The 25,919-nt window shown below is 44.0% G+C and carries 25 protein-coding genes; 17 read left to right on the forward strand and 8 right to left on the reverse strand.

What is annotated here, in order from left to right; genetic code table 11:
* Nucleotides 1-51: 51 nt before the first annotated feature.
* Nucleotides 52-237 (reverse strand): DUF3545 family protein, encoded by a 186-nt coding sequence (locus AWH66_RS05140; protein WP_063605969.1) that lies wholly within the window; start codon nt 235-237, stop codon nt 52-54.
* A gap of 705 nt (nt 238-942) precedes the next feature.
* Between AWH66_RS05140 and AWH66_RS05145 the strand changes: the two genes are divergently transcribed.
* Both AWH66_RS05145 and yaaA read left to right on the forward strand, forming a co-directional pair.
* Entirely contained in the window at nt 943-2,379 is a 1,437-nt protein-coding gene (locus AWH66_RS05145) for an alanine/glycine:cation symporter family protein (protein ID WP_038225549.1), read from the forward strand.
* Nucleotides 2,380-2,486: 107 nt separating this feature from the next.
* The gene (gene yaaA, locus AWH66_RS05150) at nt 2,487-3,260 is read left to right on the forward strand and encodes a peroxide stress protein YaaA (protein WP_063605970.1); all 774 of its coding nucleotides are present in this window, start codon (nt 2,487-2,489) and stop codon (nt 3,258-3,260) included.
* Between the two features lie 99 nt (nt 3,261-3,359).
* On the opposite strand, the gene srmB is transcribed toward yaaA, so the two are convergent.
* Together srmB and AWH66_RS05160 are read right to left on the reverse strand one after the other, a co-directional pair.
* Nucleotides 3,360-4,583, reverse strand: coding sequence for an ATP-dependent RNA helicase SrmB (srmB, locus tag AWH66_RS05155; RefSeq protein ID WP_006075412.1), 1,224 nt, complete (start codon nt 4,581-4,583; stop codon nt 3,360-3,362).
* 99 nt (nt 4,584-4,682) lie between these two features.
* Nucleotides 4,683-5,405 (reverse strand): tRNA1(Val) (adenine(37)-N6)-methyltransferase, encoded by a 723-nt coding sequence (locus AWH66_RS05160; protein WP_063605971.1) that lies wholly within the window; start codon nt 5,403-5,405, stop codon nt 4,683-4,685.
* Nucleotides 5,406-5,702: 297 nt separating this feature from the next.
* Between AWH66_RS05160 and brnQ the strand changes: the two genes are divergently transcribed.
* On the forward strand, nt 5,703-7,013 hold the full coding sequence (gene brnQ / locus AWH66_RS05165; RefSeq protein ID WP_006075410.1) for a branched-chain amino acid transport system II carrier protein: 1,311 nt from the start codon (nt 5,703-5,705) through the stop codon (nt 7,011-7,013).
* A gap of 75 nt (nt 7,014-7,088) precedes the next feature.
* On the opposite strand, the gene fldB is transcribed toward brnQ, so the two are convergent.
* Nucleotides 7,089-7,607, reverse strand: a complete 519-nt coding sequence (fldB, locus tag AWH66_RS05170) for a flavodoxin FldB (protein ID WP_062457033.1) — start codon at nt 7,605-7,607, stop codon at nt 7,089-7,091.
* A 150-nt stretch (nt 7,608-7,757) separates the two neighbouring features.
* On the opposite strand from fldB, the gene xerD reads away from it, so the two are divergent.
* The 8 genes from xerD (at nt 7,758) to AWH66_RS05205 (ending at nt 16,411) form a co-directional block, all read left to right on the forward strand.
* Complete coding sequence (gene xerD, locus AWH66_RS05175; protein WP_370736768.1) at nt 7,758-8,672, forward strand: site-specific tyrosine recombinase XerD; 915 nt, start codon at nt 7,758-7,760, stop codon at nt 8,670-8,672.
* Nucleotides 8,673-8,702: 30 nt separating this feature from the next.
* The gene (gene dsbC / locus AWH66_RS05180; protein ID WP_063605972.1) at nt 8,703-9,488 is read left to right on the forward strand and encodes a bifunctional protein-disulfide isomerase/oxidoreductase DsbC; all 786 of its coding nucleotides are present in this window, start codon (nt 8,703-8,705) and stop codon (nt 9,486-9,488) included.
* A 42-nt stretch (nt 9,489-9,530) separates the two neighbouring features.
* Nucleotides 9,531-11,270 (forward strand): single-stranded-DNA-specific exonuclease RecJ, encoded by a 1,740-nt coding sequence (gene recJ, locus AWH66_RS05185; RefSeq protein WP_062456800.1) that lies wholly within the window; start codon nt 9,531-9,533, stop codon nt 11,268-11,270.
* A gap of 104 nt (nt 11,271-11,374) precedes the next feature.
* Nucleotides 11,375-12,473 (forward strand): peptide chain release factor 2 gene (gene prfB / locus AWH66_RS05190; protein WP_096441785.1). Its coding sequence is split into 2 segments (ribosomal slippage): nt 11,375-11,449 and nt 11,451-12,473, totalling 1,098 coding nucleotides; the frame shifts between segments, so codons are not numbered across the junction.
* A gap of 34 nt (nt 12,474-12,507) precedes the next feature.
* Nucleotides 12,508-14,025: a lysine--tRNA ligase gene (gene lysS, locus AWH66_RS05195; RefSeq protein WP_063605973.1), complete on the forward strand. Its 1,518-nt coding sequence runs from the start codon at nt 12,508-12,510 to the stop codon at nt 14,023-14,025.
* A gap of 216 nt (nt 14,026-14,241) precedes the next feature.
* Nucleotides 14,242-15,570: a sigma-54-dependent transcriptional regulator gene (locus AWH66_RS05200; RefSeq protein WP_063605974.1), complete on the forward strand. Its 1,329-nt coding sequence runs from the start codon at nt 14,242-14,244 to the stop codon at nt 15,568-15,570.
* A gap of 349 nt (nt 15,571-15,919) precedes the next feature.
* Nucleotides 15,920-16,045 carry a hypothetical protein gene (locus AWH66_RS26205; protein WP_256200709.1) on the forward strand — a complete coding sequence of 42 codons (126 nt, stop codon included), beginning with the start codon at nt 15,920-15,922 and terminating at the stop codon, nt 16,043-16,045.
* Between the two features lie 114 nt (nt 16,046-16,159).
* On the forward strand, nt 16,160-16,411 hold the full coding sequence (locus AWH66_RS05205; protein WP_063605975.1) for a DUF1127 domain-containing protein: 252 nt from the start codon (nt 16,160-16,162) through the stop codon (nt 16,409-16,411).
* A 52-nt stretch (nt 16,412-16,463) separates the two neighbouring features.
* Here the strand turns inward: AWH66_RS05205 and AWH66_RS05210 are convergent, their stop codons facing one another.
* Entirely contained in the window at nt 16,464-17,498 is a 1,035-nt protein-coding gene (locus AWH66_RS05210; RefSeq protein ID WP_063605976.1) for an NADP(H)-dependent aldo-keto reductase, read from the reverse strand.
* 146 nt (nt 17,499-17,644) lie between these two features.
* On the opposite strand from AWH66_RS05210, the gene AWH66_RS05215 reads away from it, so the two are divergent.
* Entirely contained in the window at nt 17,645-17,950 is a 306-nt protein-coding gene (locus AWH66_RS05215; protein ID WP_063605977.1) for a DUF6482 family protein, read from the forward strand.
* 20 nt (nt 17,951-17,970) lie between these two features.
* Here the strand turns inward: AWH66_RS05215 and mutH are convergent, their stop codons facing one another.
* Nucleotides 17,971-18,636 (reverse strand): DNA mismatch repair endonuclease MutH, encoded by a 666-nt coding sequence (mutH, locus tag AWH66_RS05220; RefSeq protein ID WP_063605978.1) that lies wholly within the window; start codon nt 18,634-18,636, stop codon nt 17,971-17,973.
* Between the two features lie 628 nt (nt 18,637-19,264).
* Here mutH and rppH point away from each other — a divergent pair.
* Genes rppH through AWH66_RS05245 form a run of 5 tightly spaced genes read left to right on the forward strand, consistent with a single transcriptional unit; the run spans nt 19,265 to nt 24,560 of the window.
* On the forward strand, nt 19,265-19,783 hold the full coding sequence (gene rppH, locus AWH66_RS05225) for an RNA pyrophosphohydrolase (RefSeq protein WP_038225527.1): 519 nt from the start codon (nt 19,265-19,267) through the stop codon (nt 19,781-19,783).
* 2 nt (nt 19,784-19,785) lie between these two features.
* Nucleotides 19,786-22,035: a phosphoenolpyruvate--protein phosphotransferase gene (gene ptsP / locus AWH66_RS05230; RefSeq protein ID WP_063605979.1), complete on the forward strand. Its 2,250-nt coding sequence runs from the start codon at nt 19,786-19,788 to the stop codon at nt 22,033-22,035.
* Between the two features lie 21 nt (nt 22,036-22,056).
* On the forward strand, nt 22,057-22,848 hold the full coding sequence (locus tag AWH66_RS05235) for a sulfite exporter TauE/SafE family protein (RefSeq protein ID WP_063605980.1): 792 nt from the start codon (nt 22,057-22,059) through the stop codon (nt 22,846-22,848).
* A 33-nt stretch (nt 22,849-22,881) separates the two neighbouring features.
* Nucleotides 22,882-23,697: a prolipoprotein diacylglyceryl transferase gene (gene lgt / locus AWH66_RS05240; protein WP_038225522.1), complete on the forward strand. Its 816-nt coding sequence runs from the start codon at nt 22,882-22,884 to the stop codon at nt 23,695-23,697.
* Between the two features lie 11 nt (nt 23,698-23,708).
* A complete protein-coding gene (locus AWH66_RS05245; protein WP_006075639.1) occupies nt 23,709-24,560 on the forward strand; it encodes a thymidylate synthase in 852 nt (283 codons plus the stop codon).
* Nucleotides 24,561-24,603: 43 nt separating this feature from the next.
* Here the strand turns inward: AWH66_RS05245 and AWH66_RS05250 are convergent, their stop codons facing one another.
* Complete coding sequence (locus AWH66_RS05250; protein WP_063605981.1) at nt 24,604-25,344, reverse strand: SDR family NAD(P)-dependent oxidoreductase; 741 nt, start codon at nt 25,342-25,344, stop codon at nt 24,604-24,606.
* A 113-nt stretch (nt 25,345-25,457) separates the two neighbouring features.
* Complete coding sequence (locus AWH66_RS05255) at nt 25,458-25,766, reverse strand: hypothetical protein (protein WP_063605982.1); 309 nt, start codon at nt 25,764-25,766, stop codon at nt 25,458-25,460.
* Nucleotides 25,767-25,919: the final 153 nt, after the last annotated feature.

The raw sequence follows: 25,919 nt of genomic DNA on the forward strand, positions 1-25,919 counted from the left end.
TTCAGGCTCTTCACAAGCGAAAATTCTTATTGAGATTGAATCAGTGGTGGTTTAGAGATCAACGTCATCAATTGAGAAGTCGAGTCCGATATCCATATCGTTCAGTTCTTTTTGTAAGCGCTGTCTGTCTTTAATGGCTTCAATTTCTCGCCATTTCCTTTTTACCGGTTTAGAGCGTCCTGCGCGAGCACGTGGAGCACCTAGTTCCGCAATGTCATCCAGTTCAAAGCCTTCCATAAGCTACCTCTACTATTGTTATTCTCCTCACGGAGACCTTTTAGTACCACATTCCAAGGCAGACTAACTTTGATTTGTTTCTCATTTGTTTCGCAAGTATGAAGTTTTTATGCCATTTTGAATGCAACCTCACACTTTTTAGTAACTCATTTGTCTAAAAAACAACCGATTGAATCACATTATGAAAAAGAAATTGCTCGGTGAGATTGTTAATACCGTGTGCTGAGAAGGGAGTAGATAGCGAATCGTGTGCTACGAGAAAGGTTCTCATTGCGTGATAATGTCTAAAAAGTATTCCATTTGGTAAAACAACGTTCATCCGTTGCTATGTCTAGGCTTGCCCGCAAACAAGCGAATGCAAAGATGATTACTTGCTATGCTTATTTATTGTTAATAAAACAAGTCGAATTTGATAACGGCAAGTGACCAAGTTGCTTTGTAAAGTGTTAACTTTTCGTGATTTTATGGTGAAAAATAACAATAATATACCTCTTGTTGCGTATTGATTTTTGCGCGCCATGACTGCAAAATCCGCCCCGTCAAAAAATAAGCCGACTTGTGTGTCGTTCCCAATGGGTAAGAAATACAAGCTAAATTGCAGTGAAAAACAGTGGAATTAACAAAACCACATGGATGGGATAACCACGCAGTTTAGGACGCACTTGGATGTGCAGCTCGGTACTCTAACTTTAAGTGAGGTTTAAAGTGACAGACGTTATTAATCTAATGAATGATCTTCTTTGGGGATCGATTCTGGTTTACTTACTCGTAGGTGTGGGGATTTACTTTACAGTACGCCTAGGGTTTATTCAGTTCCGCCATTTTGGTCACATGTTCAGTGTGCTAAAGAACAGCCGTAAAGCAGACAGCGCTGGTATCTCTTCTTTCCAAGCTCTTTGTACCAGTCTTGCAGCACGTGTTGGCACCGGTAATATGGCAGGGGTTGCCGTTGCGCTAACCGCAGGTGGCCCAGGTGCAATCTTCTGGATGTGGCTCATTGCCATGCTAGGTATGGCGACATCATTTGCTGAAAGTACGCTTGCACAGTTATACAAAACCAAAGATGACGACGGCAACTACCGTGGTGGTCCTGCATACTACATGGAAAAAGGTTTGGGCATGCGCTGGATGGGCGTGTTGTTCTCAATCTTCCTGATTATTGCTTTCGGTTTGGTATTTAATGCCGTACAAGCGAACGCTATTGCGAACGCAATGAACACTGCATTTGGCTTCGACCCTATGATTGTCGGTGTTGCCATAGTACTTATCTCTGCGTTCGTGATTTTCGGTGGTGTACGTAAGATTGCTCGTACCGCTGAACTTATCGTTCCAATCATGGCGTTGGCTTATCTTGCGCTTGCGATTGTTGTAATGGTAATGAACCTTGAGAAAGTGCCAGAAGTTATTGCGTATATCTTCAAGAGTGCCTTCGGTCTGCAAGAAGCAGCTGCTGGTGGTCTAGGCTACGCCATTGCGCAAGCGATGATTCAAGGTATCAAGCGAGGTCTGTTCTCAAACGAAGCTGGTATGGGTTCTGCGCCAAATGCTGCAGCATCTGCTACGCCTTATCCGCCACACCCTGCTTCACAAGGTTATGTGCAAATGCTTGGTGTGTTTACCGATACCATCGTAATTTGTAGTGCAACAGTAGCGATTATCCTGATGTCAGGTGAGTACGTGCCTCACGGTGAAGTGACAGGTATTGAACTGACTCAACGTGCATTGAGTTCACAAGTGGGTGAGTGGGGTGGCATTTTTGTTGCTGTGGCGATTTTCTTCTTCGCATTCACATCAATCATTGCTAACTACTCTTACGCAGAAACCAACCTTATCTTCCTAGAGCACAACCATAAAGCGGGTCTTGGCCTGTTCCGTATTATCGTACTGGGTATGGTAATGTTTGGCTCAGTAGCGACTCTGCCAATGGTTTGGGCTTTGGCCGATGTTTCGATGGGCCTGATGGCTATTGTTAACTTGATTGCGATTATCTTGCTATCGGGCATCGTGATTAAGCTTGCTAAAGATTACAACAGACAGCTAAAAGCGGGCAAAGTGCCTACATTTGATGCTAACGACTACCCTGAACTTAAGTCTCAACTTGAGGAAGGTATTTGGTATAGCAAAGAGACAGATAACAAGTAATCACTTTTACCTATCTCAAAAATAGATTAAGCCATGCACTATTTGATTGAAGAAAGTGCTTGGCTTTTTTTATACTGGGTAAAACCATTATTAAAAAGAGTACAGTCATGCTTATCGTTGTTTCACCAGCAAAGACCTTAGATTACGAGTCACCACTCGCAACCGAGCGATTCACTCAACCAGAACTTGTCGAGCAGTCTGCGGAGCTTATCGAAGTGTGCCGCAAGCTAACGCCTGCTGATGTATCAGCGTTGATGAAAGTCAGCGATAAGATCGCAGGGCTGAATGTGGCTCGATTTGAACAATGGTCTCCGACATTCACCACTGATAATGCTCGTCCAGCCATTCTGGCTTTCAAAGGCGATGTGTACACGGGCTTAGCCGCAGAGACGTTATCTGAAGATGATTTTGACTACGCACAGCAGCACCTGCGTATGCTGTCTGGTCTTTACGGTCTTTTAAAGCCATTAGACTTAATGCAGCCATATCGTCTAGAGATGGGAACCAAGCTCGCTAACGCACGTGGGACCAACCTTTATCAGTTCTGGGGCAATATTATTACTGATAAGCTGAATGAAGCTTTGAATGTTCAAGGTGATAATGTGTTAATCAATCTTGCCTCGAACGAATACTTTAAAGCGGTAAAGCCTAAGCAGTTAGACGGCAAAGTTATTACTCCGGTCTTTAAAGACTGTAAGAACGGTCAATATAAAGTGATCAGTTTCTACGCTAAAAAGGCGCGAGGTATGATGGCTCGTTATATTATTGACAACCGCATTGACTCTATTGAAAAACTCACCGCATTTGATGTGGCGGGTTACTACTTTGTTGAAGAAGAGTCGACGGCAACAGAGCTAGTTTTCAAGCGAGAAGAGCAGTAAGTTTCTTTTCCTGCTTCGCGTGATTACAGGTTACAACAATGAAAAAAGGCTCTAATGTTTCATCATTAGAGCCTTTTAGATTATTGAGAGAAAGTTAACTTACTTCTTCTTGCCATTTTTCTTTTTCACGGCTTTTTTCTTGTCTTCTTTCTTCTTCTTTTTCTTAAACACAGGCTTTTTGTGTGTAGGACGTAAGCCATCAATAAAGCGCTCTTTTATCAGCTCTTTAGTGTAACGACCTACACGATCCATCATTGGCTGGTCGTGAGCTTCCACAATAGAGATTGCTGTACCTTTTTTACCAGCACGTGCAGTACGGCCAATACGGTGCAGATAAACATCAGCACTGCGTGGTAGGTCGTAGTTGATCACGTGTGAAACGTCGGGAAGGTCAATACCACGAGCAGCAACATCAGTTGCCAGTAGGATATTCACGCTACCGTCACGGAAACGGCTGATCGCATTGTTACGGCGATCTTGAGGCATTTCACCTTGAATCCATGAGCATGGGATTTGTGCACTGTCTAGTTGCTGACGAAGTTCACCTAAGCGTTCACGGGTCTTTAAAAATACGATAGTGCGCTGAGCTTGTTCAGTGAGTATATGCTTGAGCAATGCCAGTTTGTGCTCAGCATTGTCGGCACGGTGATACCACTGAGTGATTTTTTTACGTTCACGCGTTGATGGCTCTGCAGAAATCTCAGCAGGAGCTTTCAGTAGATCGGCAGTGAAGCCTTCTACACCACGACCTTCCAATGTGGCAGAGAACAGTAACGTTTGCTTGCGCCATCGGCATTCTGCAGACAAGCGGTCTACGGTTGGCCCAAAACCAAGGTCGAGCATGCGGTCTGCTTCGTCCAATACCAACCACTCAATCGCGCGGCAATCAAAACGCTCTGATTCGATGTATTCCATCAGACGTCCTGGTGTCGCTACCACGATATCTTGGGTTTGAGCGAGCGTGTCAGCATGAGTGTCGTAAGTCACGCCACCAGTAATGGTAGCTACTTTCAGACGGGTGTGTTTTGCCAGAGCTTTGGTGTGCTCAGCCACTTGCATCGCTAGCTCACGTGTTGGCGTTAAAACTAGAATACGCGCAGGGCCAGCTTTTTTGCGTGGAAAATCCAGCAGATATTGAATCGCTGGAATAGCAAAGGAAGCGGTTTTACCAGTCCCTGTTGGCGCTGAGGCTAAGATGTCTTTGGCATCAAGTGCTTGTGGGATAGCCTGTGCTTGGATCTCTGTAGGGCGGCTATAGCCCATTTCCTCTATCGCTTCTAAAAGGACAGGATCTAAATCTAATTCAGCGAAGGTTCTGATCACTATGGTGTCTCCACAAGACGTAAGTTAGCCCTGAGCAAAAAAACAGCAATCAGGGGAAAAGTAGGGCGGCTATTATACTCAAACAGAGCCAGAGCGCACTTACATTTTAAGGTAAAAGTCTTTGGTTAGGGCAATAAAGTCTTTGGAATAGCCCCCAGTCTCGGAATGAATGATCAAATGCTCTGTATTTAATGAGATTGCTTGTTTGCAAAGGGTAAATAGAAGTCGGTGACACGGCTTTTTTGTTGTCGATTGGATTTGGCAAATTCGGTTTAAATGCCAGCCTTTTTGTTGTGCGATATCAATAAACTGTTCGCCCTCTACTTTAGGCAGAACAAAACTGGCTTCGCCCTCGTCCGATAACAGATTAAAACAGGCATCGAGTAATTGATCGTGAGAGAGTGTATCAGTGTGGCGGGCTGTTGCTCGGTGCTGGTTCTTAGATTGCTTACCACTATTAAAATATGGTGGGTTGCAGATAATGCCACTAAATGACTCAGAAAATGGTGTAGTTAACACATCACTATGAAGAAGAGATACTCTTGAATGCCAAGGTGAGCGATTGATATTGATCTCGGCATCTTGAATCGCCACTGCATCAATATCGATAGAGGTGATTTGAGCGTCGCTATATCGCTGAGCAATCATTAAGGATAGTAAACCTGTCCCCGTTCCAATATCCAAAATATGTGTTGAATCGCGGTATTGTGCCCACGCTCCTAATAACACTCCGTCAGTGCTCACTGGCATGCCGGAATGACCATCGTGGATGGAGAACTGTTTGAACTGAAAACCTTTGGTTTTTGTTGTGCTAGAAGTCATGGTTTATTTTGTTAATCGTTTGCTTTTGAGTAAATATCACTATTGTTAAATAATTGAGTAGTGATATGTTCTGTCTGTGATCGACTTGTTTGAATTTTAGGTTAGTATAAATAATTGCTTATTTGTTTTAATCTAGAGAATCTAACTGCTTTTTAAAGGTCAAAGCAAATTAATGTAGTGTTTATTTCTATATCTATTGCTTATTGACTAGTGATTCGTCATCATGCCCGCCTTATTTTTACGGTAGAGCAAAGACTTTTCCGGCTAACACACAACATAACAAGTAAGGGCATATCTGTGAAACAGACGTTGAAAACAACAGATATTATAGCAGTCGGCTTTATGCTGTTTGCATTTTTCCTTGGCGCGGGAAACATCATCTTCCCTCCATTGGCAGGTCAATTAGCGGGTGATCATTTATTACCAGCAATGACTGGCTTCCTTCTCACTGCTGTAGGTCTTCCTCTTATTACCATTATTGCCGTTGCAGTGGCTGGGGGCTCATGGGAGCACTTGACTAAGGATCTTCCTAAACGAGCGGCAACATTGATTGCTGTACTCATCTTTATCATTATTGGACCTGCATTTGCAGCGCCACGTACTGGCTTAGTGGCTTATGAAATGGCCGTTCGTCCATTCTTTGCTGACGCTGCTCAAATGCACCTGACTGTGTTCTCAATCCTGTTCTTTGCTATCGCCATGGCATTTGCTTGGTCTCAAGGCAAGTTGATTGATGTGATTGGTAAAGTGCTAACGCCTGTGCTGTTTGTTGGTTTGATTGTGTTGGCTGGCGCGGTATTCATTGATCCTCAAGGTGAAATGATTGCGCCGGTAGGCGATTATCTTACTCAACCTCTGACTAAAGGTTTCCTAGAAGGTTATAACACCATGGATACGTTTGGTTCACTGATGTTCGGTATGTTGATCGTCGATGCGCTTCGCAAGAAAGGCATTACGGAACAAGCGGCAACGACTAAGTATTTAATCAGCTCAGCGCTTATTGCTGCGGCTGGTCTGGCGTTTGTTTATATCTCTCTATTCTACTTAGGCGCGACCAGTGCGACAGTGGCAGCAGGAGCTGACAACGGCGGTGCGATTCTAAGTCAATATGTTCAAGCGCTATTTGGTCCATACGGTCAAATCGTGTTATCAGTAATTGTATTACTGGCTTGTCTAACAACAGCAATTGGCCTGATCTCTGCGTGTTCTGATTACTTCAGCTCACTCACGTCTATCAGCTATCACAAGTGGGTCATCATTATCGGCGTTGCTTGTGCAACCGTGGCGAACATCGGCCTAGCTCAGCTTATTTCGCTGTCTGTACCGGTTCTGTTTGCACTTTACCCAGTAGCTATTGCATTGGTTGCCTTGACGTTTGCACGCAAGAAACTAGCAAACCCTAAACTGGCGTATCGTGTGGTGGTACTTGTTGCACTGACTTTCGCACTGATTGATGCTGCAAAAGTATCGGGTATCGATGTATCGTTCTTCAACGTGCTACCACTGTTTAGTGTTGGTATGGGTTGGGTAATGCCAACATTTGCAGCGATTATCTGCATGTGTTTCATTGGTCGAAATGATCAAGAATTCACGCAAGAAACGGCGTAGTTTACTGATTGATTACAAAAATGGCGCTTCTTATGAAGCGCCATTTTTTATGCGTGAGAATGTACAGAGTAGGGTTTACAGCAGCTCTTGGTACTCGACTAATATCTGTTCACACCAGGTTGCAATGCGTTCGTCACTGAGTTCGTATTGAGAGTCTTCATCTAATGCTAAACCAACAAACTGGCTGCCATCTTCCGTTAAAGCTTTTGACGCATCAAATTCGTACCCAACATTAGGCCAGTAGCCAACGAATTTCGCTCCAGTGACCTTTAGTTCATCGTGAAGCATGCCCATTGCATCAAGGTACCATTCACCATAGCCTTCTTGATCGCCAAGACCGAATAGGGCAACCACTTTTCCTTGCAGTGATATGCCAGAAACTTGATCCCAAATCGCGCCCCAGTCTTCTTGAATTTCACCAAAGTCCCAAGTCGAAATACCAAGAATTAACAGGTCATAGTCGCTCATATGAGAAATAGGCGTATCTTTTACGTTGAAAATGTCGACGATGTCTGGACCTATAATCTCGCGAATTTTCTCCGACGCCATTTCGGTATAGCAGGTTGACGAACCGTAAAACAAACCTATTTTCATCATTCTTTCTTGCTGTCGTTCTATATGATTCGAGATTCTACCCTTAATCTGACTATCTTTGCAGCGCTTATTCATCTTCTATAGGTTTTTTATGGCATTATCGTTTCTTCTCGCATACTCTGTTGAAAGTACTGTATAAACATCCAAGAGGTGGTTGTGAGCGACGTAAATATCCAAGATCAAGGCTTAGTGGAGCAATTTTTAGACTCCATGTGGATGGAGCGAGGGCTGTCTGAGAATACCCTTTCTTCGTATCGCAATGATCTCTTTAAGCTATTGAAATGGATGAATGAGCACAATTACCGACTAGACTTTATTAGCCTGTCGGGATTGCAGGAGTATCAAACGTGGTTAATGGACCAGAATTATCAGCAGAGCTCACGGGCAAGAATGCTTTCTGCTATTCGTCGTTTGTTTCAATACCTCCATCGTGAAAAGCTGCGCTCCGACGACCCAACGTCACTATTGGTGAGCCCTAAGTTACCCAAACGATTACCGAAAGATTTGACGGAAGATCAGGTGACCGCTTTATTGGAAGCGCCAGATCCTAATGATCCCATTGAGCTTCGTGATAAAGCAATGTTGGAGTTGTTGTATGCTACGGGGCTACGTGTGACTGAACTGGTTAGTCTAACCATGGAAAACATCAGTTTGCGTCAAGGCGTGGTGCGAGTGATTGGTAAGGGCAATAAAGAGCGCTTGGTGCCAATGGGTGAAAATGCGATTGATTGGATCAGCGAGTTTATTGAAAAAGGGCGTCCGGCCTTACTCGGAGATAAAACCTCTGACGTTGTATTCCCAAGTAAACGTGCAAGGCAAATGACCCGGCAAACCTTCTGGCACCGTATTAAGTTTTACGCCGTATTGGCGGATATTGATACCGAATTGCTTTCACCGCATGTTCTTCGCCACGCTTTCGCGACGCACTTATTGAACTATGGCGCTGATCTTCGTGTCGTACAGATGTTGTTAGGGCATAGTGACTTATCGACCACACAAATTTATACTCACGTAGCAACAGAACGATTGAAAAATATTCATAGCCAGCATCATCCAAGGGCTTAACTTAACGTTTTTTATACAAAGGTGATTTTAATGAGCGTAATGCGCCGTTTGACTCTACTTACTCTTCCACTTTTTGTAACTGCTTGCGGTGCGGAAGAAACACAAGCAACTCCTCAAAAAGCGGAAACGGTGGCGGTTGCAGCCGTGCAGGCTGATGAGGCTGCTATTAAGGCTCGATTTGCCAAGATTGGTATCGAAGTCGATGAGATTGTTGCTTCAGACATTAATGGTTTGGTAGAAATACGCACTGCTGGAGGTGTTCTGTTTGCTTCGCCAAACGGCGAGCACTTTATTGCTGGGACACTGTACTCTTTGGATGAAAATGGTAACTACAAAGACGTCATTGCTGAGCGTCAGGCTCCAATCAATGCAGAAAAAATCGCGCAGTTTAGCGATAGCATGATTGAGTACAAAGCCAAAGACGAAAAATACGTTGTGACCATCTTTACTGATATTACTTGCGGCTACTGCGTTCGTCTCCACAGTCAAATGCAGGGTTATAACGACCTAGGTATCACAGTACGTTATCTTGCTTATCCACGCCAAGGCGCAACAGGTCCAGTGGCAGAGCAAATGGCGAAAATCTGGTGTTCAGAAGACCCTGCAGCGGCAATGCATGATGCTAAAGTCAACCGTCAAGAGCCTCAGTTTGATGGCGACCTACAACAGTGCAAAGAAACAATAGCTAAACATTACAACTTAGGGCGTGAGCTAGGCATTAGCGGTACACCTGCTATTTTCCTACCAAACGGTGAAATGGTTGGTGGTTACTTACCACCAGCTGACCTTCTTAAGCGCCTAGAGCAAATCAAATAACTATTAGGATAAGGGCTCGATAATACGAGCCCATTTTTGTTTATGATAGAAATTCAACGTCGTCCTGAAGTCGATATTTCCGCTTTACCTGATTCCATTCCTCCGCTGCTAAGACGCCTGTATTTATCGCGAGGTGTTACCGATATTGCTCAGCTAGAAAAAACAGCACGCGGCCTTATTTCATACCAACAATTGGCTGGTATCGATGCAGCTGTTGCTTTGCTGTTTGAAGCGATTAAGCAACAAAAACGCATCATCGTTGTGGGTGATTTTGATGCCGATGGCGCGACGAGCTCCGCGTTATCAGTTCTAGCTCTGCGAATGCTAGGCAGTCGAAATGTCGATTATTTGGTGCCAAACCGCTTTGAAGATGGCTATGGTTTAAGCCCTGAAGTAGTGGACCAAGCAATCGAAATTGGCGCAGAAGTGATCATGACCGTTGATAATGGTGTGTCTTCGATTTCTGGCGTGCAATACGCTAAAGACAATGGCTTACAAGTGTTGGTCACCGACCACCATTTACCGGGTGCAGAACTTCCCAATGTGGATGCCATGGTGAATCCAAACCTTAATGAATGCGGCTTTCCTTCTAAGGCATTAGCTGGTGTTGGCGTGGCATTTTACCTCATGATGGCGCTTTGCGTGTTCATGCGTAAACAAGGTTGGTTTGCCAAGCAAGGTATGGCGGAACCTAAGCTCATGGAGCTCATTGATTTAGTTGCGCTTGGTACAGTCGCAGACGTAGTGCCATTGGATGAAAATAACCGAATTTTGGTGCATCAAGGTTTGCAGCGTATTCGTGCTGGTAAGGCTCGTCCCGGTATACAAGCGTTAATTGAAATCGCCAAACGCGATGCGCGTAAATTGGTGGCATCAGACTTTGGTTTTGCGTTAGGGCCAAGAATTAATGCCGCAGGACGACTTGATGATATGTCGTTTGGCGTTGAATTGCTGATGTCCGATAACATTCATGCAGCACGACGTATGGCGAGTGAACTTGATGGTTTGAACCAAACTCGTAAAGACATTGAAGAAGGTATGAAGCAAGAGGCGCTGGCGTTTTGTGAGCGTTTGCAAATCAGTGATAAATCCGAGCTTCCTTACGGTTTAGCCCTGTTTCAGCGAGATTGGCACCAAGGCGTTATTGGAATTCTAGCATCTCGAATTAAAGATAAATTTCATCGACCTGTTATTGCGTTTGCTGATGGCGGAGAAGGAACCATCAAAGGCTCTTGCCGTTCCATCCAAGGACTACATATGCGAGACGCTTTGGATCGAATCGATACGCAAAATCCGGGACTTATCTTGAAGTTTGGTGGGCACGCCATGGCGGCTGGTCTGACTATCATGGAGAAAGACTACGAACGTTTCAGTAAGTTGTTCGATGAAGTGGTTCGTGCTGAGTTAGGGGATACCGCACTAAAAGGCATTATATTGTCTGATGGCGAGTTAACACCTGAAGAGTTCTCTATGCACACGGCGGAGCAGCTTCGTGCCGGTGGACCTTGGGGTCAAGCGTTCCCCGATCCGCTGTTTGATGGTGAATTTAAAGTGCTCCATCAAAAGCTGGTGGGCGAAAAACACCTAAAACTGATGGTTGAGCCAATGCACAAAGGGTTTGGCACTAATATTATGTTGGATGCAATAGCCTTCAACGTAGATTTACGCCGTTGGCCAGATGCTTCAGTGAAAACGGTTACGTTGGCATATAAATTGGACATTAACGAATTTCGCGGAAACCAATCGTTACAGTTGATGGTAGACCATATAGAACCTCGCTAGAACTGGATATTTTAGGTCAAGGAAGTTCGATATTTTTCTGTATCTTCGTCACATTTTTGAGTAGAATTCTTCGGTTAAATTCTACTCATAAATGCTGAGCAAATATGTTTGAAATCAATCCAATTAAAAACCGTCTACAGGATGTGACTGAGCGCACTAATATCCTGAGGGGGTATCTTTGACTATGACGCCAAGAAAGAGCGTCTAGAAGAAGTTAATGCAGAACTAGAGCAACCGGATGTATGGAATGAACCTGAGCGTGCTCAAGCGCTAGGTAAAGAGCGTGCATCACTTGAAGCTGTCGTGGAGACTATCGACCAACTTGACCAAGGTGTTGAGGATGTTGATGGCCTTCTAGAGCTTGCGGTTGAAGAAGAAGACCAAGAAACCTTCGACGAAATTGAACCTGAACTTGCTGAACTGGAAGCTAAGTTGGCTAAGCTTGAGTTCCGTCGTATGTTCTCAGGTGACCATGACGCCTCAGATTGCTATATCGACTTGCAATCTGGTTCTGGTGGTACGGAAGCACAAGACTGGACCAACATGATGCTGCGCATGTACTTGCGTTGGGCTGAAGCGAAAGGCTTCAAGACCGAAGTGATCGAAGTATCTGAAGGTGAAGTCGCAGGTCTAAAAGGCGCAACAGTGAAGATCTCTGGTGAGTACGCTTATGGCTGGCTTCGTACTGAAACGGGTGTACACCGTTTAGTTCGTAAATCACCTTTTGACTCTAGTGGTCGTCGTCATACTTCATTTGCCTCTGCATTTGTCTATCCTGAGATTGATGACAACATTCAAATCGATATTAACCCTTCTGATCTTCGTATCGACGTCTACCGTGCTTCGGGCGCAGGTGGTCAGCACGTCAACACGACAGAATCTGCGGTACGTATTACTCACGTTCCAACCAATATCGTAGTGCAGTGTCAGAATGACCGTTCTCAGCACAAGAACAAAGACCAGGCGATGAAACAGCTTCGCGCAAAACTGTTCGAATTTGAACTTCAAAAGCAAAATGCTGAGAAGCAAGCGAACGAAGATGCGAAATCTGACATCGGCTGGGGTAGCCAAATTCGTTCGTACGTTTTAGATGACTCGCGCATCAAAGACTTACGTACAGGTGTCGAAAATCGTAACACTCAAGCAGTACTTGATGGCGATCTAGACAAGTTTATCGAAGCTAGCCTTAAATCAGGCCTTTAAGCTTTTCACCAATTTAAAACGGGATACATCGAAAATGACTGATGATGTTCAAAATGAAAACCTACAAGAAGAAAACAAGCTGATTGCTGAGCGCCGCGCTAAATTGGAACAAATCCGAAAGAGCTGCAAGGCGAACGGACATCCGAACGATTTCCGTCGTGATGCGCTTGCTGGTGATCTGCAAAAAGAATTTGGTGAAAAGAGCAAGGAAGAGCTGGAAGCACTAAACCATGTAGTGTCAATTGCTGGCCGTATCATGGCGAAACGTGGTCCATTCCTTGTAATTCAAGAAACTTCTGGCCGTATCCAAGCGTATGCTGCAAAAGATGTTCAGAAAGAACTTAAAGAAAAATACCAAGGTCTAGATATCGGTGACATCATCGGTGTGAAAGGTGCGCTTCACAAATCTGGTAAAGGCGATCTTTACGTAAACATGGAAGAGTACGAGTTGCTAACCAAAGCACTTCGTCCACTTCCTGAGAAGTTCCACGGCCTGACTGACCAAGAGATGCGCTACCGTCAGCGTTATGTTGACCTGATCGTAAATGAAGATTCTCGCCAAGCATTTATTGTACGTTCTAAGCTTGTGTCATCGATTCGTAACTTCATGAGCTCTAAAGGTTACCTAGAAGTTGAAACGCCAATGATGCACGTGATCCCTGGTGGTGCGACGGCTCGCCCATTCATCACGCACCATAATGCACTGGATATCGACATGTACCTACGTGTTGCGCCTGAACTATACCTGAAGCGTCTAGTGGTTGGCGGTTTTGATCGCGTATTCGAGATCAACCGTAACTTCCGTAACGAAGGTCTTTCTCCTCGTCACAACCCAGAATTCACAATGATGGAATTCTACCAAGCTTACGCAGACTACAAAGATCTGATGGATCTTACTGAAGAAATGCTAAGCACAGTTGCGATGGATGTTCTAGGTTCTACTTCAATGCCTTACGGTGATGAGACGGTAGAATTTGGTGGCAAATACGCTCGTATGAGCATGTTTGATGCGATCAAACACTACAACCCTGAGCATGCGCAAATTCAAGCGCTAACAGAAGAAGACCTAACTGATCGTGAGCTTATGGTTTCTATCGCGAAATCAGTACACGTTGAAGTGGAAACGTTCTGGACATGTGGTCAGCTTCTAGAGGAAATCTTTGGTGAAACGGCAGAACCAAAACTGATTCAGCCAACCTTCATCACGGGTTACCCTGCGGATATTTCTCCATTGGCTCGTCGTAGCGATGATAATCCATTCTTCACAGACCGTTTCGAGTTCTTTATCGGTGGTCGTGAAGTGGCTAACGGTTTCTCTGAGCTTAACGATGCAGAAGACCAAGACGCTCGCTTTAAAGCACAAGTTGACGCAAAAGACGCAGGTGATGATGAAGCTATGTATTACGATGCAGACTACATCACAGCGCTAGAGCACGGTCTACCGCCAACAGCAGGTCAAGGTATTGGTATTGACCGTCTGGCAATGCTGTTTACTAACACTCACACGATTCGTGACGTGATTCTGTTCCCAGCAATGCGTCCACAGCAATAAGCTGAAACGGTGACTCATTCCTACAAAGCCTCTCATTGAGAGGCTTTTTTCATGCCATATTTCTAAAAATGTTTATAGAAAAGTCATAAATCGTGCACTAGTCTTAATTATGAGACAGTAGCGATTGTGTTAATTGCGATAGTTCTATTTGATAGCTATGACGAATTCAATAGAATTAACAAGTTGAATCTAAAAGCAATAATAAGGAATGATGTAATGGGAACCGAGTTTCGGATGGATTCTATCCCCGGCTCTTTAGTCGTAGTGGGTGGAACCTATGAGCCATGGCTATCTGTATTGGAGCAAGCTGGGTGGCGATGCACGCAATGTTCCGACTTGAGAAAAGCCGATGCCTTGTTTTCAGAGATAGGTCCTTGTATTGGGATTGTAGACTTAACAAGGGATGATTTTAGCCTTAATGGCATTGCGAAACTTGTAAGTACACACAAGCAAGTTCGTTGGATTGCGTTTATCCGTGAATCGCAGCTGAGTTCGGATACTATTTGCCAATTTATAGTTAACTTCTGTATTGATTTTTTCACTACGCCTATTCCAGATTCCCGTTTAATGAGCACGATAGGTCACCAGTTAGGAATGCTAAAACTGGAACAAAAAGTGTGGCCCCATAACGGAAATGACAACGACCTTGGTTTGGTTGGTCAGTCACTGCCAGTGAGACGGTTGCGTGATCAAATTAGACGTATCGGCCCCACCGATGTCAGTATTATGATTCATGGTGAAGTTGGAGCAGGGAAGGAGTCAGTGGCTAAAGCCATTCATCGCTGCTCTGCACGTTCTCAAAAACCCTTCATCGCCGTCAACTGCCGAGCATTTTCCGACGCGCGTTTTGAAAATGAATTCTTTGGCATGCATGATGCCGACCGAGCATCGCTTTTAGATCAAGCCTCAGGCGGAACCATTGTTCTGAACGACATTTTTACCTTACCTCCTAAACAGCAACTTAACCTGCTTAAGTTCTATCAAGATGGCCAAATAGAGACCGCTAAGGGCATCAAAGAGTTTGATGTGCGTATTTTAGCAGCGGATACATCAGATATTGAAAAAGCCTTAGGCGATGGCATGTTCAACGAAGAGCTATTCCACTGCATCAATGTACTTCGTATCAATGTACCAAGCCTTAAAGAGCGTGCGACGGACATTGGTTTGCTGGTCAGTCACCATATCGGTCAGTTTGCTAAAGAGTTTAATTCTCCAGTCAAATCTATCGATGATGATGCTCTGAAAACGCTGACGTATTACCATTGGCCTGGAAATGTGAAAGAGCTGATGAATCAGGTGAAACGTGCGGTGCTGATGACGGAAGAAGAAGTTCTGACTAAAAAGCATTTTGAGCTGCCTGGTACTTTCTCTGGTAAGCGCAGCTTGAAGAGTATTCGAGAACGTTCTGAGCGTGATGCGTTGATCTTAGTGCTAGATAGCCATAATGGACAGGTTACACTAGCTGCCAAAGAGTTGGGCATTTCTAGAGCGACGATGTATCGTTTACTCAATAAACATAATTTGATTACAGAAGAGACAGTGTAGTCGTTCTCCATGATTAAAAAAGGCGCGGTCGCGCCTTTTTTAGTTTCTGTAGGGATAATTGCGTATTACTGTTAATTAAGTGATATGAATCTAAATATTACAGAGTCATACAATATCTAGTTGTTTTATTTGGAAATAAAACGAATCACTAATACAAGCTACTTCTACAGTTCAATACATTGGGTATAAGTTATTGCAACGGAATATATTGAAATATTCCTTTGTTTTTACATTTCTTGTTACATGTCTGTTGAAATTATCATCGATTTGCATAAGAATTACCCCTGAGCACTACGCTCAACCTTTCAAATTTATTTCGGATTATTAAGTGAGTATGGAGGCACAGAAAATGATGAATCGTATTTCTTTTATCAATATTTGTGCTGGTCGTTTTACTCATGCGGATCGAATCGCGACTGATCTATCTACTGCAATGGCAGCGGATAAACCGTCAATCGATACAGCACACGCTTAATTAGTCCGTAACCTCAAGAGGCTGCGGAAATAGCAGTCAACTGAGGAATCACAATATTTCTCCTTATATCCTGACAGCTATTTCTCTCCTCAAATTATTTTCTAGGAGAAAACTATGCGTACTTCAATTTACTTAACTGTTGCAACTTGGCTTATTAAAGCAGACATCCAAAAAGAAGAGCGTGAGTGGAGACGACGCTACCGTCGTAATGCACACCACTTGCCACTCCACAATGAGCACTTGTTAAAGGACATTGGTTTGGATAAACATGGCCGTCCACTTGGTCAAGTTGCTCCACCTCACATTGTAGCGAAACGTAAAACTCGTCACCTTCGTCGAGAATTACACTCTAGAATAGCTACGTAAAAAAAGGGCAGGTTGCTTATCGCGACCTGCCCATACTGTTTGAAAAACCTATTTAGGGGCATGGGTTAGAATATTTAGCCCCTATTTCTTGAAGTTCATTCAAGAGTTCATCAGAGAGTTCTACGTCGATGCTGTTTATGTTGCTTTCTAACTGCTCAAGATTGGTTGCACCAATAATATTAGAAGCGACAAATGGACGTTGGTTAACAAAGGCTAGTGCCATCTGAGCAGGGTCTAGGTTATGCTCGCGAGCTAGGCTCACATAAGCTTGTGTTGCTTCAATACCCTGCGGAGTAAAGTAACGTACAAATCGCTCAAATAGACTGCAACGTGCTCCCTCTGGACGTTGTCCATCAAGATATTTTCCGCTCAAACAGCCAAAAGCGAGTGGTGAGTATGCGAGTAATTCTACACCTTCGTGGTGGCTAATTTCAGAAAGGCCGACCTCAAAGCTACGGTTGAGTAGGTTATAAGGGTTTTGGATCGAGACAATTCTTGGCAGATCATGTTTTTCGGCCAATTTAAGTAGCGTCATGACTCCCCAAGGTGTTTCATTAGAGACTCCGATGTAGCGTATTTTTCCAGCTTTGATGAGTTCGTTCAGTGCCTCTAATGTTTCGATTAGTGTAACTTCTTCATTTCCTTCAGGATAAGGATAGTTGAGCTGTCCAAAACAATTGGTTTTTCTTTGTGGCCAGTGCAATTGGTATAAATCGATATAATCGGTTTTTAAACGACTTAAACTATCGTCTACTGCCAAATGTATATTGCGTCTATCTAGACTCATATTGTCGCGGATATAAGGAATATTTCGCGGTCCAGCGACTTTAGTCGCTAACACTACTTTTTGTCTTTTATCTGAATGCGAAAGCCAATCGCCAATATATTGTTCAGTTTTTCCTTGAGTCTTAGCACTTGGAGGAACGGGATACATCTCTGCAGTATCAATAAAATTAACACCGCGTTCTAGAGCAAAATCGAGCTGACTGAATGCTTCCTGCTTGGTGTTTTGCTCACCAAACGTCATTGTCCCTAAAGCTATCTTGCTGATTTCTAGCGAAGAGTGCGGGAGGTTATGATATTTCATTGAGCCTTCCTTGTTTGTTGTTGTTTTTATCCACTATACCTCGTTTTGGTAAAAGATCTGCTTGTTTAGTACCCAATGTGATTATTTTTACTAAACTGACTTTTATCAGTAACGCATTATCCACAAAAAAAGTAAGGGGGTGGAATATGCAAAAACATCAGCTCGATCGTTGGCTACATGGGTATCACAAAGACACTTATAAACAACCCAAAGTTTTTGTGATTGGTTGTGCTGATATTTCACACTATCTGTTAGCAGTGGAATACAAACATAAATTAGAACCAATTAAACAAGATGATGAGCCAATTCATTTTGAGTCGTTGGACTCGGTGAAAGAGGAGTTGCATCGACTAGGTATCGAAAAAGCGTACCTTAGATTGCATAACGCTTACGATGAATGTGGCAGTACAGAAATGAATCGCTATTGTGATATCGAACTAAAACTTCATTAACTGGTTCGAAAATTTTCTGTTTAGACAAAGTACTGTTCAAGTATATGAGCAGTGAAGCGTGCTCTGAGGTAGAAACCTCGGGGTAGGGTACGTATTTTTTGTCCTGATGTACCATAAGCTTCCGTTTTCACGCGGCTGTTGGCAGCTTTAGGGCGAATTTGTAACACCTCGCCAGTGTGGGCCGTGATCTGATTGACTTGACCTAATGAAATAAGCTCCATCAATTCTTCCCAATCATTTTTCAACATGGTCTCTTCTTCTGGAGATGGGCTCCAGATTAATGGAGAGCCAACATGTCGCTCTGCAACGGGGATCTCTCGTTCGCCCTCTACTGGCAGCCAAAGGACACGAGACAGTTTATTGCGTATATGGCTAGTTTCCCACGTCACTCCATGAATGCCGGTAAGCGGTGCAACACAAACGAAAGTTGATTCCAAAGGTTTGCCGGTATGGCTAATCGGAAGGCTTTTGAGCTCAATGCCAATGTTGGGGAAGTCTTGAACAGGCTTACTACCTGCCTTTGCACCTAAGTGCCACTCAAGTAGTTGTCCTACCCAACCTTTATCGCGCTTAAGATTATCTGGTACACACATGCCTGCCTGAGCAGCGAGTTCGCCAAATGTTAATCCTGCGATATCACGAGCGCGTTGTAATAGTTCTGTTTCGGAGGTTGGGGTTGGTTTCATAAATACGTTGTAGGTTAATTTTGGCCCAATAGGGAGCTACCTATTCTATCATGGCGATGAAGAATTTATCGGTATAAAAAAAGATCAGTCTGTTTGAGATTTGATCTATTCATGACTTATCCACAGAAAATTTATTCTCCAAGTTGAATTTAGCATGTGCTGTATGAATAATCAGTGTTTTAAGGCGGATTAACACTTGATAAATCGAGGTTTGTTTGAAACTCGACAGTTTCAGTGTGGATAAAATAGCCATAGGTTGATCTTTGACCGATCTGAGTGTGTGTATTTATTTGTAGTAAATCAGAGGCTTTTACTTGATTGGTTTTATTTTAACTTTATGAAAATTATAGGCTTAATATTATCGCTTCGATCTTGAAAAAATCTGGCTTGGTAGAAAAAGAACCAAAAAGACGTAAAGATCATAGATTCTTCACATGGTTATTCACAGAAAAGGTGAATAAATGTGGGCTGGGTCTCATTGTTGTGTTGATAACTAAGGCTTTGCGCGAAACTTATCCAGTATGGCAGCATTTAATGGTAATTGTTCAAATTTACGGGCGACTAAGTTTGCTCAACTTGGGGATATGTGGAAAAATCAGGGTAATGAAAATTTAATTGAGGTTGGCCAGTGATAGATGGCGATGGTTACCGACTTAATGTTGGTATTGTGATTTGTAACAACCATGGTCAGGTCTTCTGGGCTAAGCGATACGGACAACATTCATGGCAGTTTCCTCAGGGCGGTATTGACGATGGTGAATCCCCTGAGCAAGCCATGTATCGAGAACTTTATGAAGAGGTGGGATTAACCAAGAACGACGTCAAAATCGTTGCAGTTAGTCGCCATTGGCTGAGATATAAGTTACCTAAGCGATTAGTGCGCTGGGATTCGAAGCCAGTCTGTATTGGGCAAAAACAGAAATGGTTTTTACTGCGTTTAGATTGTGATGAATCTAAGATCAACATGCAGCGTGGTAATACCCCTGAATTTGATGGTTGGCGCTGGGTTAGTTATTGGTATCCAGTCAGGCAAGTGGTTTCTTTTAAACGGGATGTGTATCGACGTGCGATGAAAGAGTTTGCATCATTGGCAATGCCGTTTAAGGAACGTAAATTTAAAGGCAAGAGAAAGCATCGAAGAGGGTAAGTATGCTATCGCAACTAAGGGATATAGTTGAGCACGTTTCAAAGGTTGAAGATGTGCACGCCGCCCTCGAAATTCTTGTTCAACAAACTTGTGCAGCTATGCATACTGAATGCTGCACAATTTATTTGGCAAATAACGATAAACAGCGTTTGGAGTTAATGGCGACACAGGGCCTGACCTTCAAAGGCGACACTATCCATATCAATTTTAACGAAGGCCTAGTCGGCCTCGTAAAACGAACCGCCGAACCGATTAACTTGGCAGAAGCTGCCAAACATCCCGCATTTAAATTCTTCCCAGAACTTGGTGAAGATATCTACCACTCTTTCCTCGGTACACCGATTATTCATCGTAAACAAGTCCTTGGCGTTTTGGTTATCCAGCAAAAAACGTCGCGTCAGTTTAGCGAGATGGAAGAGTCTTTCTTAGTCACACTCGCAGCTCAGATAGCGGTTTTGATAGCGCATGCAACAGCACAGGGTCATGGTTTCTTTGACGATAATAAAACGGCGGTGATTAAAGGGATTGGGGCGTCATCAGGGGTCGCTATCGGCCCAATCTGGTGGGATAACACTCAACCTGACTTAAACAATGTATTTCCAGCTTCCGCGTTAGATATTGCGCGTGAACACGAAACATTATCGGTCGCCATCGAAAATGCATTGGCTGACTTTAAGCGCATGCGTAAGAAGTTGGACCTTGAATTAAATAAAGATGCACTAGCAATATTTGATCTGTTCACTCACTTGCTCAACGATCCTATGCTGCGCAATGATTTAAAAGCGCAGATACAAAAAGGCGATCGAGCAGACTGGGCTTTGCGCCAAGTAGTAGAAAGTTATGCGAATCGTTTTGCCAAGATGTCTGATGTATACATGCGCGAGCGTGCTCAAGATGTCAAAGAGCTGGGCCAGCGTTTGCTGTTTTTCTTACACAATACTGAGCAGCCTATTCATGAGTTCAACGAGCCCGTTATTCTTGTTGTACGTGAACTTACTGCGTCCATTCTCGCTTCAGTACCCAAAGAACAGCTACTAGCTGTGGTGTCTCTTGAGGGGGCGGCGAATTCTCATGCGGCTATCTTATCCCGAGCGATGGGAATTCCTGCTGTTATGGGAGTGAACACTAACCCTGAGCGCTTAAGTGGCAAGGTTGGTATCGTTGATGGTTATAGCGGTGAGATTTTCCCTGACCCTAGCAATGAATTACTGCTTGAATACCAAGAGTTAGTGACTGAAGAGACAGAGCTGTCTCGAATGGTTGAACAAACCGTTGATCTTGAAGCAAGTACAAATGACGGTAAACGCATTCAAATTATGCTGAATGCTGGACTTAGCGCGGATACCAGTATTTCTTTGAATAAGAATGTTGATGGTGTGGGGCTATATCGAACCGAAATTTCCTTCTTGCTTCAGCAACAGTTCCCTTCGGAAGAAGAACAGGTGCATCAGTATCGTTCGGTGCTCGGTGCTTATCCAACTAAACGAGTGGTGATGCGTACGCTCGATATCGGCGGAGACAAGCCATTGCCTTATCTGCCCATTGATGAAGACAATCCTTTCTTAGGTTGGCGAGGCATCCGCTTTACTCTCGATCATCCTGATATTTTCTTGATTCAGTTGCGTGCTATGCTTCGTGCGAGCGAGGGGTTAGATAACTTAAGCATTCTTTTACCTATGGTGTCGTCGGTACAAGAACTTGATGGCGCGACAGCGCTTATTGAACAAGCTTATCAAGAAGTATCCGCAGAACATCCGAAGGTAAAACGCCCGGAAATTGGCGTTATGATCGAAGTACCTTCTATGTTGTACCTCTTACCATTTATGGCACAGAAGGTTGATTTTGTTTCGGTTGGAACTAACGACTTAACGCAATATTTATTAGCCGTAGATCGCAACAATGCTCAGGTGGCTGATATTTACGAAACCCTGCATCCTTCGGTGTTGGCGGCGATGAAACATATTTTTGAAACGTGTCGGTCGTATCATCTTCCTGTTTGCATTTGTGGTGAGTTGGCGGGTGACCCTATTGGTGCTCTGCTGCTGGTGGGGCTTGGTTACGATACTTTAAGCATGAACACGTCTAACGTCGCGAAAGTGAAGTACTTGCTCAGACAAACTTCACAGCAGGAACTTAAGTTACTTGCTGACAAAGCATTGATGCAACCGTATGGCGAAACCATTTATAATCAAATGCGTGATTACTTTGAGGATAAAGGACTAGCTGGCTTCATCCGTGCAGGTAAGTCTTAAACCAACCCTTTTGGAATACATGTGAACTACGAATTGATCTTATTACTACTGTGCCTTGGCGCAGTAGTCGGCACCATGTCCGGATTGCTCGGCATTGGCGGGGGACTTATTGTTGTCCCAGCGCTGGCCTTCATCCTACCTAAATTTGGTATCGCGAGTGATATGGTTATGCATATTGCGCTGGCTACCTCTTTAGCCTCTATCATTGTTACGTCAGGCTCTTCGGCACTTAACCATCTTAAACTGGGTAACGTTGATCTGTTTGTTATTAAATGGCTTATGCCTGGCGTGGTGATTGGCGGATTTGCGGGATCCAATGTCGCAGAGTGGATTCCTTCTCACTATCTACCGAAGGTATTTGCTGTCATTGTACTGCTACTGGCGATTCAGATGTTTTTGTCCATCAAATCGCAAGCGACGCGTAATCTTCCTAGTCCTTTTATCACAACATGTTGTGGTGCGGGAATCGGTATGGTATCGAGCTTAGCGGGAATTGGCGGCGGTTCAATGTCGGTTCCTTTTCTTAGTAAACATGGCGTTGAGATGAGAAAAGCGGTAGGCTCTTCGTCAGTATGTGGTTGCGTGATCGCGATCGCAGGTATGATTGGCTTTATTATGCATGGTGCTAAAGCACAAGGGCTACCGGAATACAGTATCGGCTATGTCTACTTGCCGGCTTTGCTATCCATTGCTGCCACTTCAATGTTAACAACGAAATTTGGTGCAAAATTGGCGACAACTATGCCAACACCGAAACTAAAGAAGATTTTTGCAGTCTTCTTATTATTCGTTGCATTTTCAATGATGTTTTAATCTCAATATTCAAACCTGATAAGTGAGCGTTTTATGTCTCAGGGATATATCCAGTTTCCTAATATCGACCCAGTTCTCGTTGAATTAGGTCCCATTTCTATTCGTTGGTACGGCTTGATGTATCTTGTCGGCTTTGCATTCGCGATGTGGTTAGCTAATCGTAGAGCCGACAAGCCAAATTCAGGATGGACACGAGAGCAAGTGTCTGATCTGTTGTTTGCAGGTTTCTTAGGGGTGGTGCTAGGTGGCCGGATAGGATACGTCCTATTTTATGGTTTTGATGAACTGCTGCGTGACCCGCTCTACTTGTTCAAAGTATGGACCGGCGGTATGTCGTTCCATGGTGGATTGTTAGGTGTCATTACCGCTATGTTCTGGTATGGCAGAAAGAACGGACGTACGTTTTTTAATGTCGCAGACTTCATCGCGCCTCTTGTTCCTTTTGGTCTAGGTATGGGACGTCTAGGTAACTTTATGAACAGTGAACTTTGGGGACGAGTGACCGATGTGCCATGGGCGATCATCTTCCCTAATGGCGGACCTTTACCGCGTCACCCATCTCAACTGTACGAATTCGCCTTAGAGGGTGTTGTACTGTTCTTAATTTTGAATTGGTTTATCAAGAAACCTCGCCCGGAAGGGGCTGTATCAGGTTTATTCCTTCTTGGTTATGGTACATTTAGATTCTTGGTCGAGTTCGTACGTGAACCGGATGCACAATTAGGACTGTTTGGTGGCTTTATTTCTATGGGCCAAATCTTGTCTTCACCAATGATTATTCTTGGTGCACTAATGATTGCATGGGCATACAAAGTCAACGGACCGAAACTACAAAAAGTATCAAAGTAATAGGAATTGTCGTGAAGCAGTATTTAGACTTATGTCAGCGAATCGTTGACGAAGGCGTTTGGATTGAAAATGAGCGTACGGGTAAACGTTGTTTAACCGTAATCAACGCAGATCTGACCTATGATGTCGCCAACAACGCATTTCCTCTAGTTACTACAAGAAAGAGCTTCTGGAAAGCAGCCGTAGCTGAGCTATTGGGATATATTCGTGGCTACGATAACGCGGAAGACTTTCGCAAGTTAGGAACCAAAACATGGGACGCTAACGCGAACTTAAATGAAGCGTGGTTGAACAATCCTTACCGCAAAGGTGAAGATGATATGGGCCGTGTCTATGGTGTGCAGGGTCGCGCATGGGCTAAGCCAGATGGTGGTCATATAGACCAACTTCGTAAGATTGTGGATGACTTAAGCAAAGGGATCGATGATCGTGGTGAGATCCTAAACTTCTACAATCCAGGTGAGTTTCATATGGGGTGCTTACGCCCATGCATGTACAGTCATCACTTTTCGCTGTTGGGTGATACGCTGTATTTGAATAGTACGCAACGTTCGTGTGACGTTCCGCTTGGTTTAAACTTCAACATGGTTCAAGTCTATGTGTTTCTAGCGATTATGGCTCAGATTACCGGTAAAAAGCCGGGGCAAGCATTTCACAAGATCGTGAATGCGCATATTTATGAAGACCAATTGGAGTTGATGCGAGATGTTCAGCTAAAACGTGAACCACTGGCGGCTCCGACGTTCCGTATTAACCCAAAGATTAAGACTCTTGAAGACTTAGAAACCTGGGTGACACTTGATGACTTTGAAGTAGAAGGTTACGAGTGCCACGAGCCTATTCGATATCCATTTTCTGTCTGACAATAAGGCCGAGCATTGCTCGGCCTTATTTTTTTAACGAGAACTACCAGTTAATTTTCTCTCTTTCACTAAAGAATCCCGCTGTTGGTCCATCCGCATCTAGCGTTGCTAACCAAATGGCGGTATCTGCGCCCTCTTTGGGGGACTTTAATCGAATATGTTCACCATAATCAGGCAGCTCATCCAAATTCATCCCTGAATCAACCCATCCAGGACAGTAAGAGTTTACTTTAATTCCAAATGGCTCTAGCTCTTTTGCGAATAATACTGTGTTGGCATTCACACCAATCTTTGAGGATTGATAGGCTGCGCATACATCGTCTTTAATCGGTGAGGCCATGTCAGAAAGTTGAGCAAGTTGCCCAGCTTGACTGGAGACATTGACTATTCTGGCTTGTGAGGATTTTTTGAGTAGTGGCGTTAGCGCACGAGTCAGTAAGAAAGGACCAATCTGGTTGACCTCAATCACTCGGCGGTAGGTATCTTCATCAATAAGAGAAGGGTGTCTACCAAGATCGACTAAGATAGCTGCATTATTAACGAGTACATCAAGGCGACCAAATTGCTCTTCGATCTTGTTAGCCACCGCAGGAAAGATCGATGACATGGCGAGGTCCAATTTAAGGTGGGAGGCGGTATAGCCTTTCTGACGAAAATTATTAACTAATGCTGAGCAGGATTGAATGTCGGCCATGATGACATGAAAGCCTTGTTCCATTAATAACTCAGAGGTGGCTAAGCCGATGCCCTGATAAGCACCGGTGACTAAGGCAATTTTCTGCATGACTGACCTTTTTGTAGATTACATTTAGGTCAGTCTATCGATGGGACTATCAAAAGGGGAGTAACAAGGGGAATGTTACTCTGTCCTATCCGTTATGTCCTCAATGGCAATGCTTAGTCGTAATAGGCATCCTCGATAATTTCCTCTTCGACTATTTCTTCTTCTACGACAACCTCTGTCGCTACTTCACAGGCACCTTCATCGTATGCACCGTCAACGGTTCCTGCAACCGCACCCGCACCGCCACCAATTGCTGCTCCAGCAGCGGCACCAGACCCACCATCTACAATACCGCCAACGACTGCACCAGTAATAGCCCCGTCGACTGCACCATCAATAGCGCCTTCAGCGGTTTGATCACAGTAATAGGCATAACTCGGTGAAGATAAGATTAGAGCTAGGGCAAAGAGCTTGAGTTTCATGGTTTTTTTCTCGATTAATGAATTCGCCTACTAGCCTAAGTGATTGAATTGGTTATTATAAGTAACATCTCGTCAAACCTTGGTTAGTTTCGAGTGTGTTTATTGTTGAGAGTGATTGACAGAAGTAAATGGATTTTCGTCACTGATAGTATC

Origin of the sequence: Vibrio barjaei (assembly GCF_001639065.2) — a bacterium.
GTDB classification, from domain to species: Bacteria; Pseudomonadota; Gammaproteobacteria; order Enterobacterales; family Vibrionaceae; genus Vibrio; species Vibrio barjaei.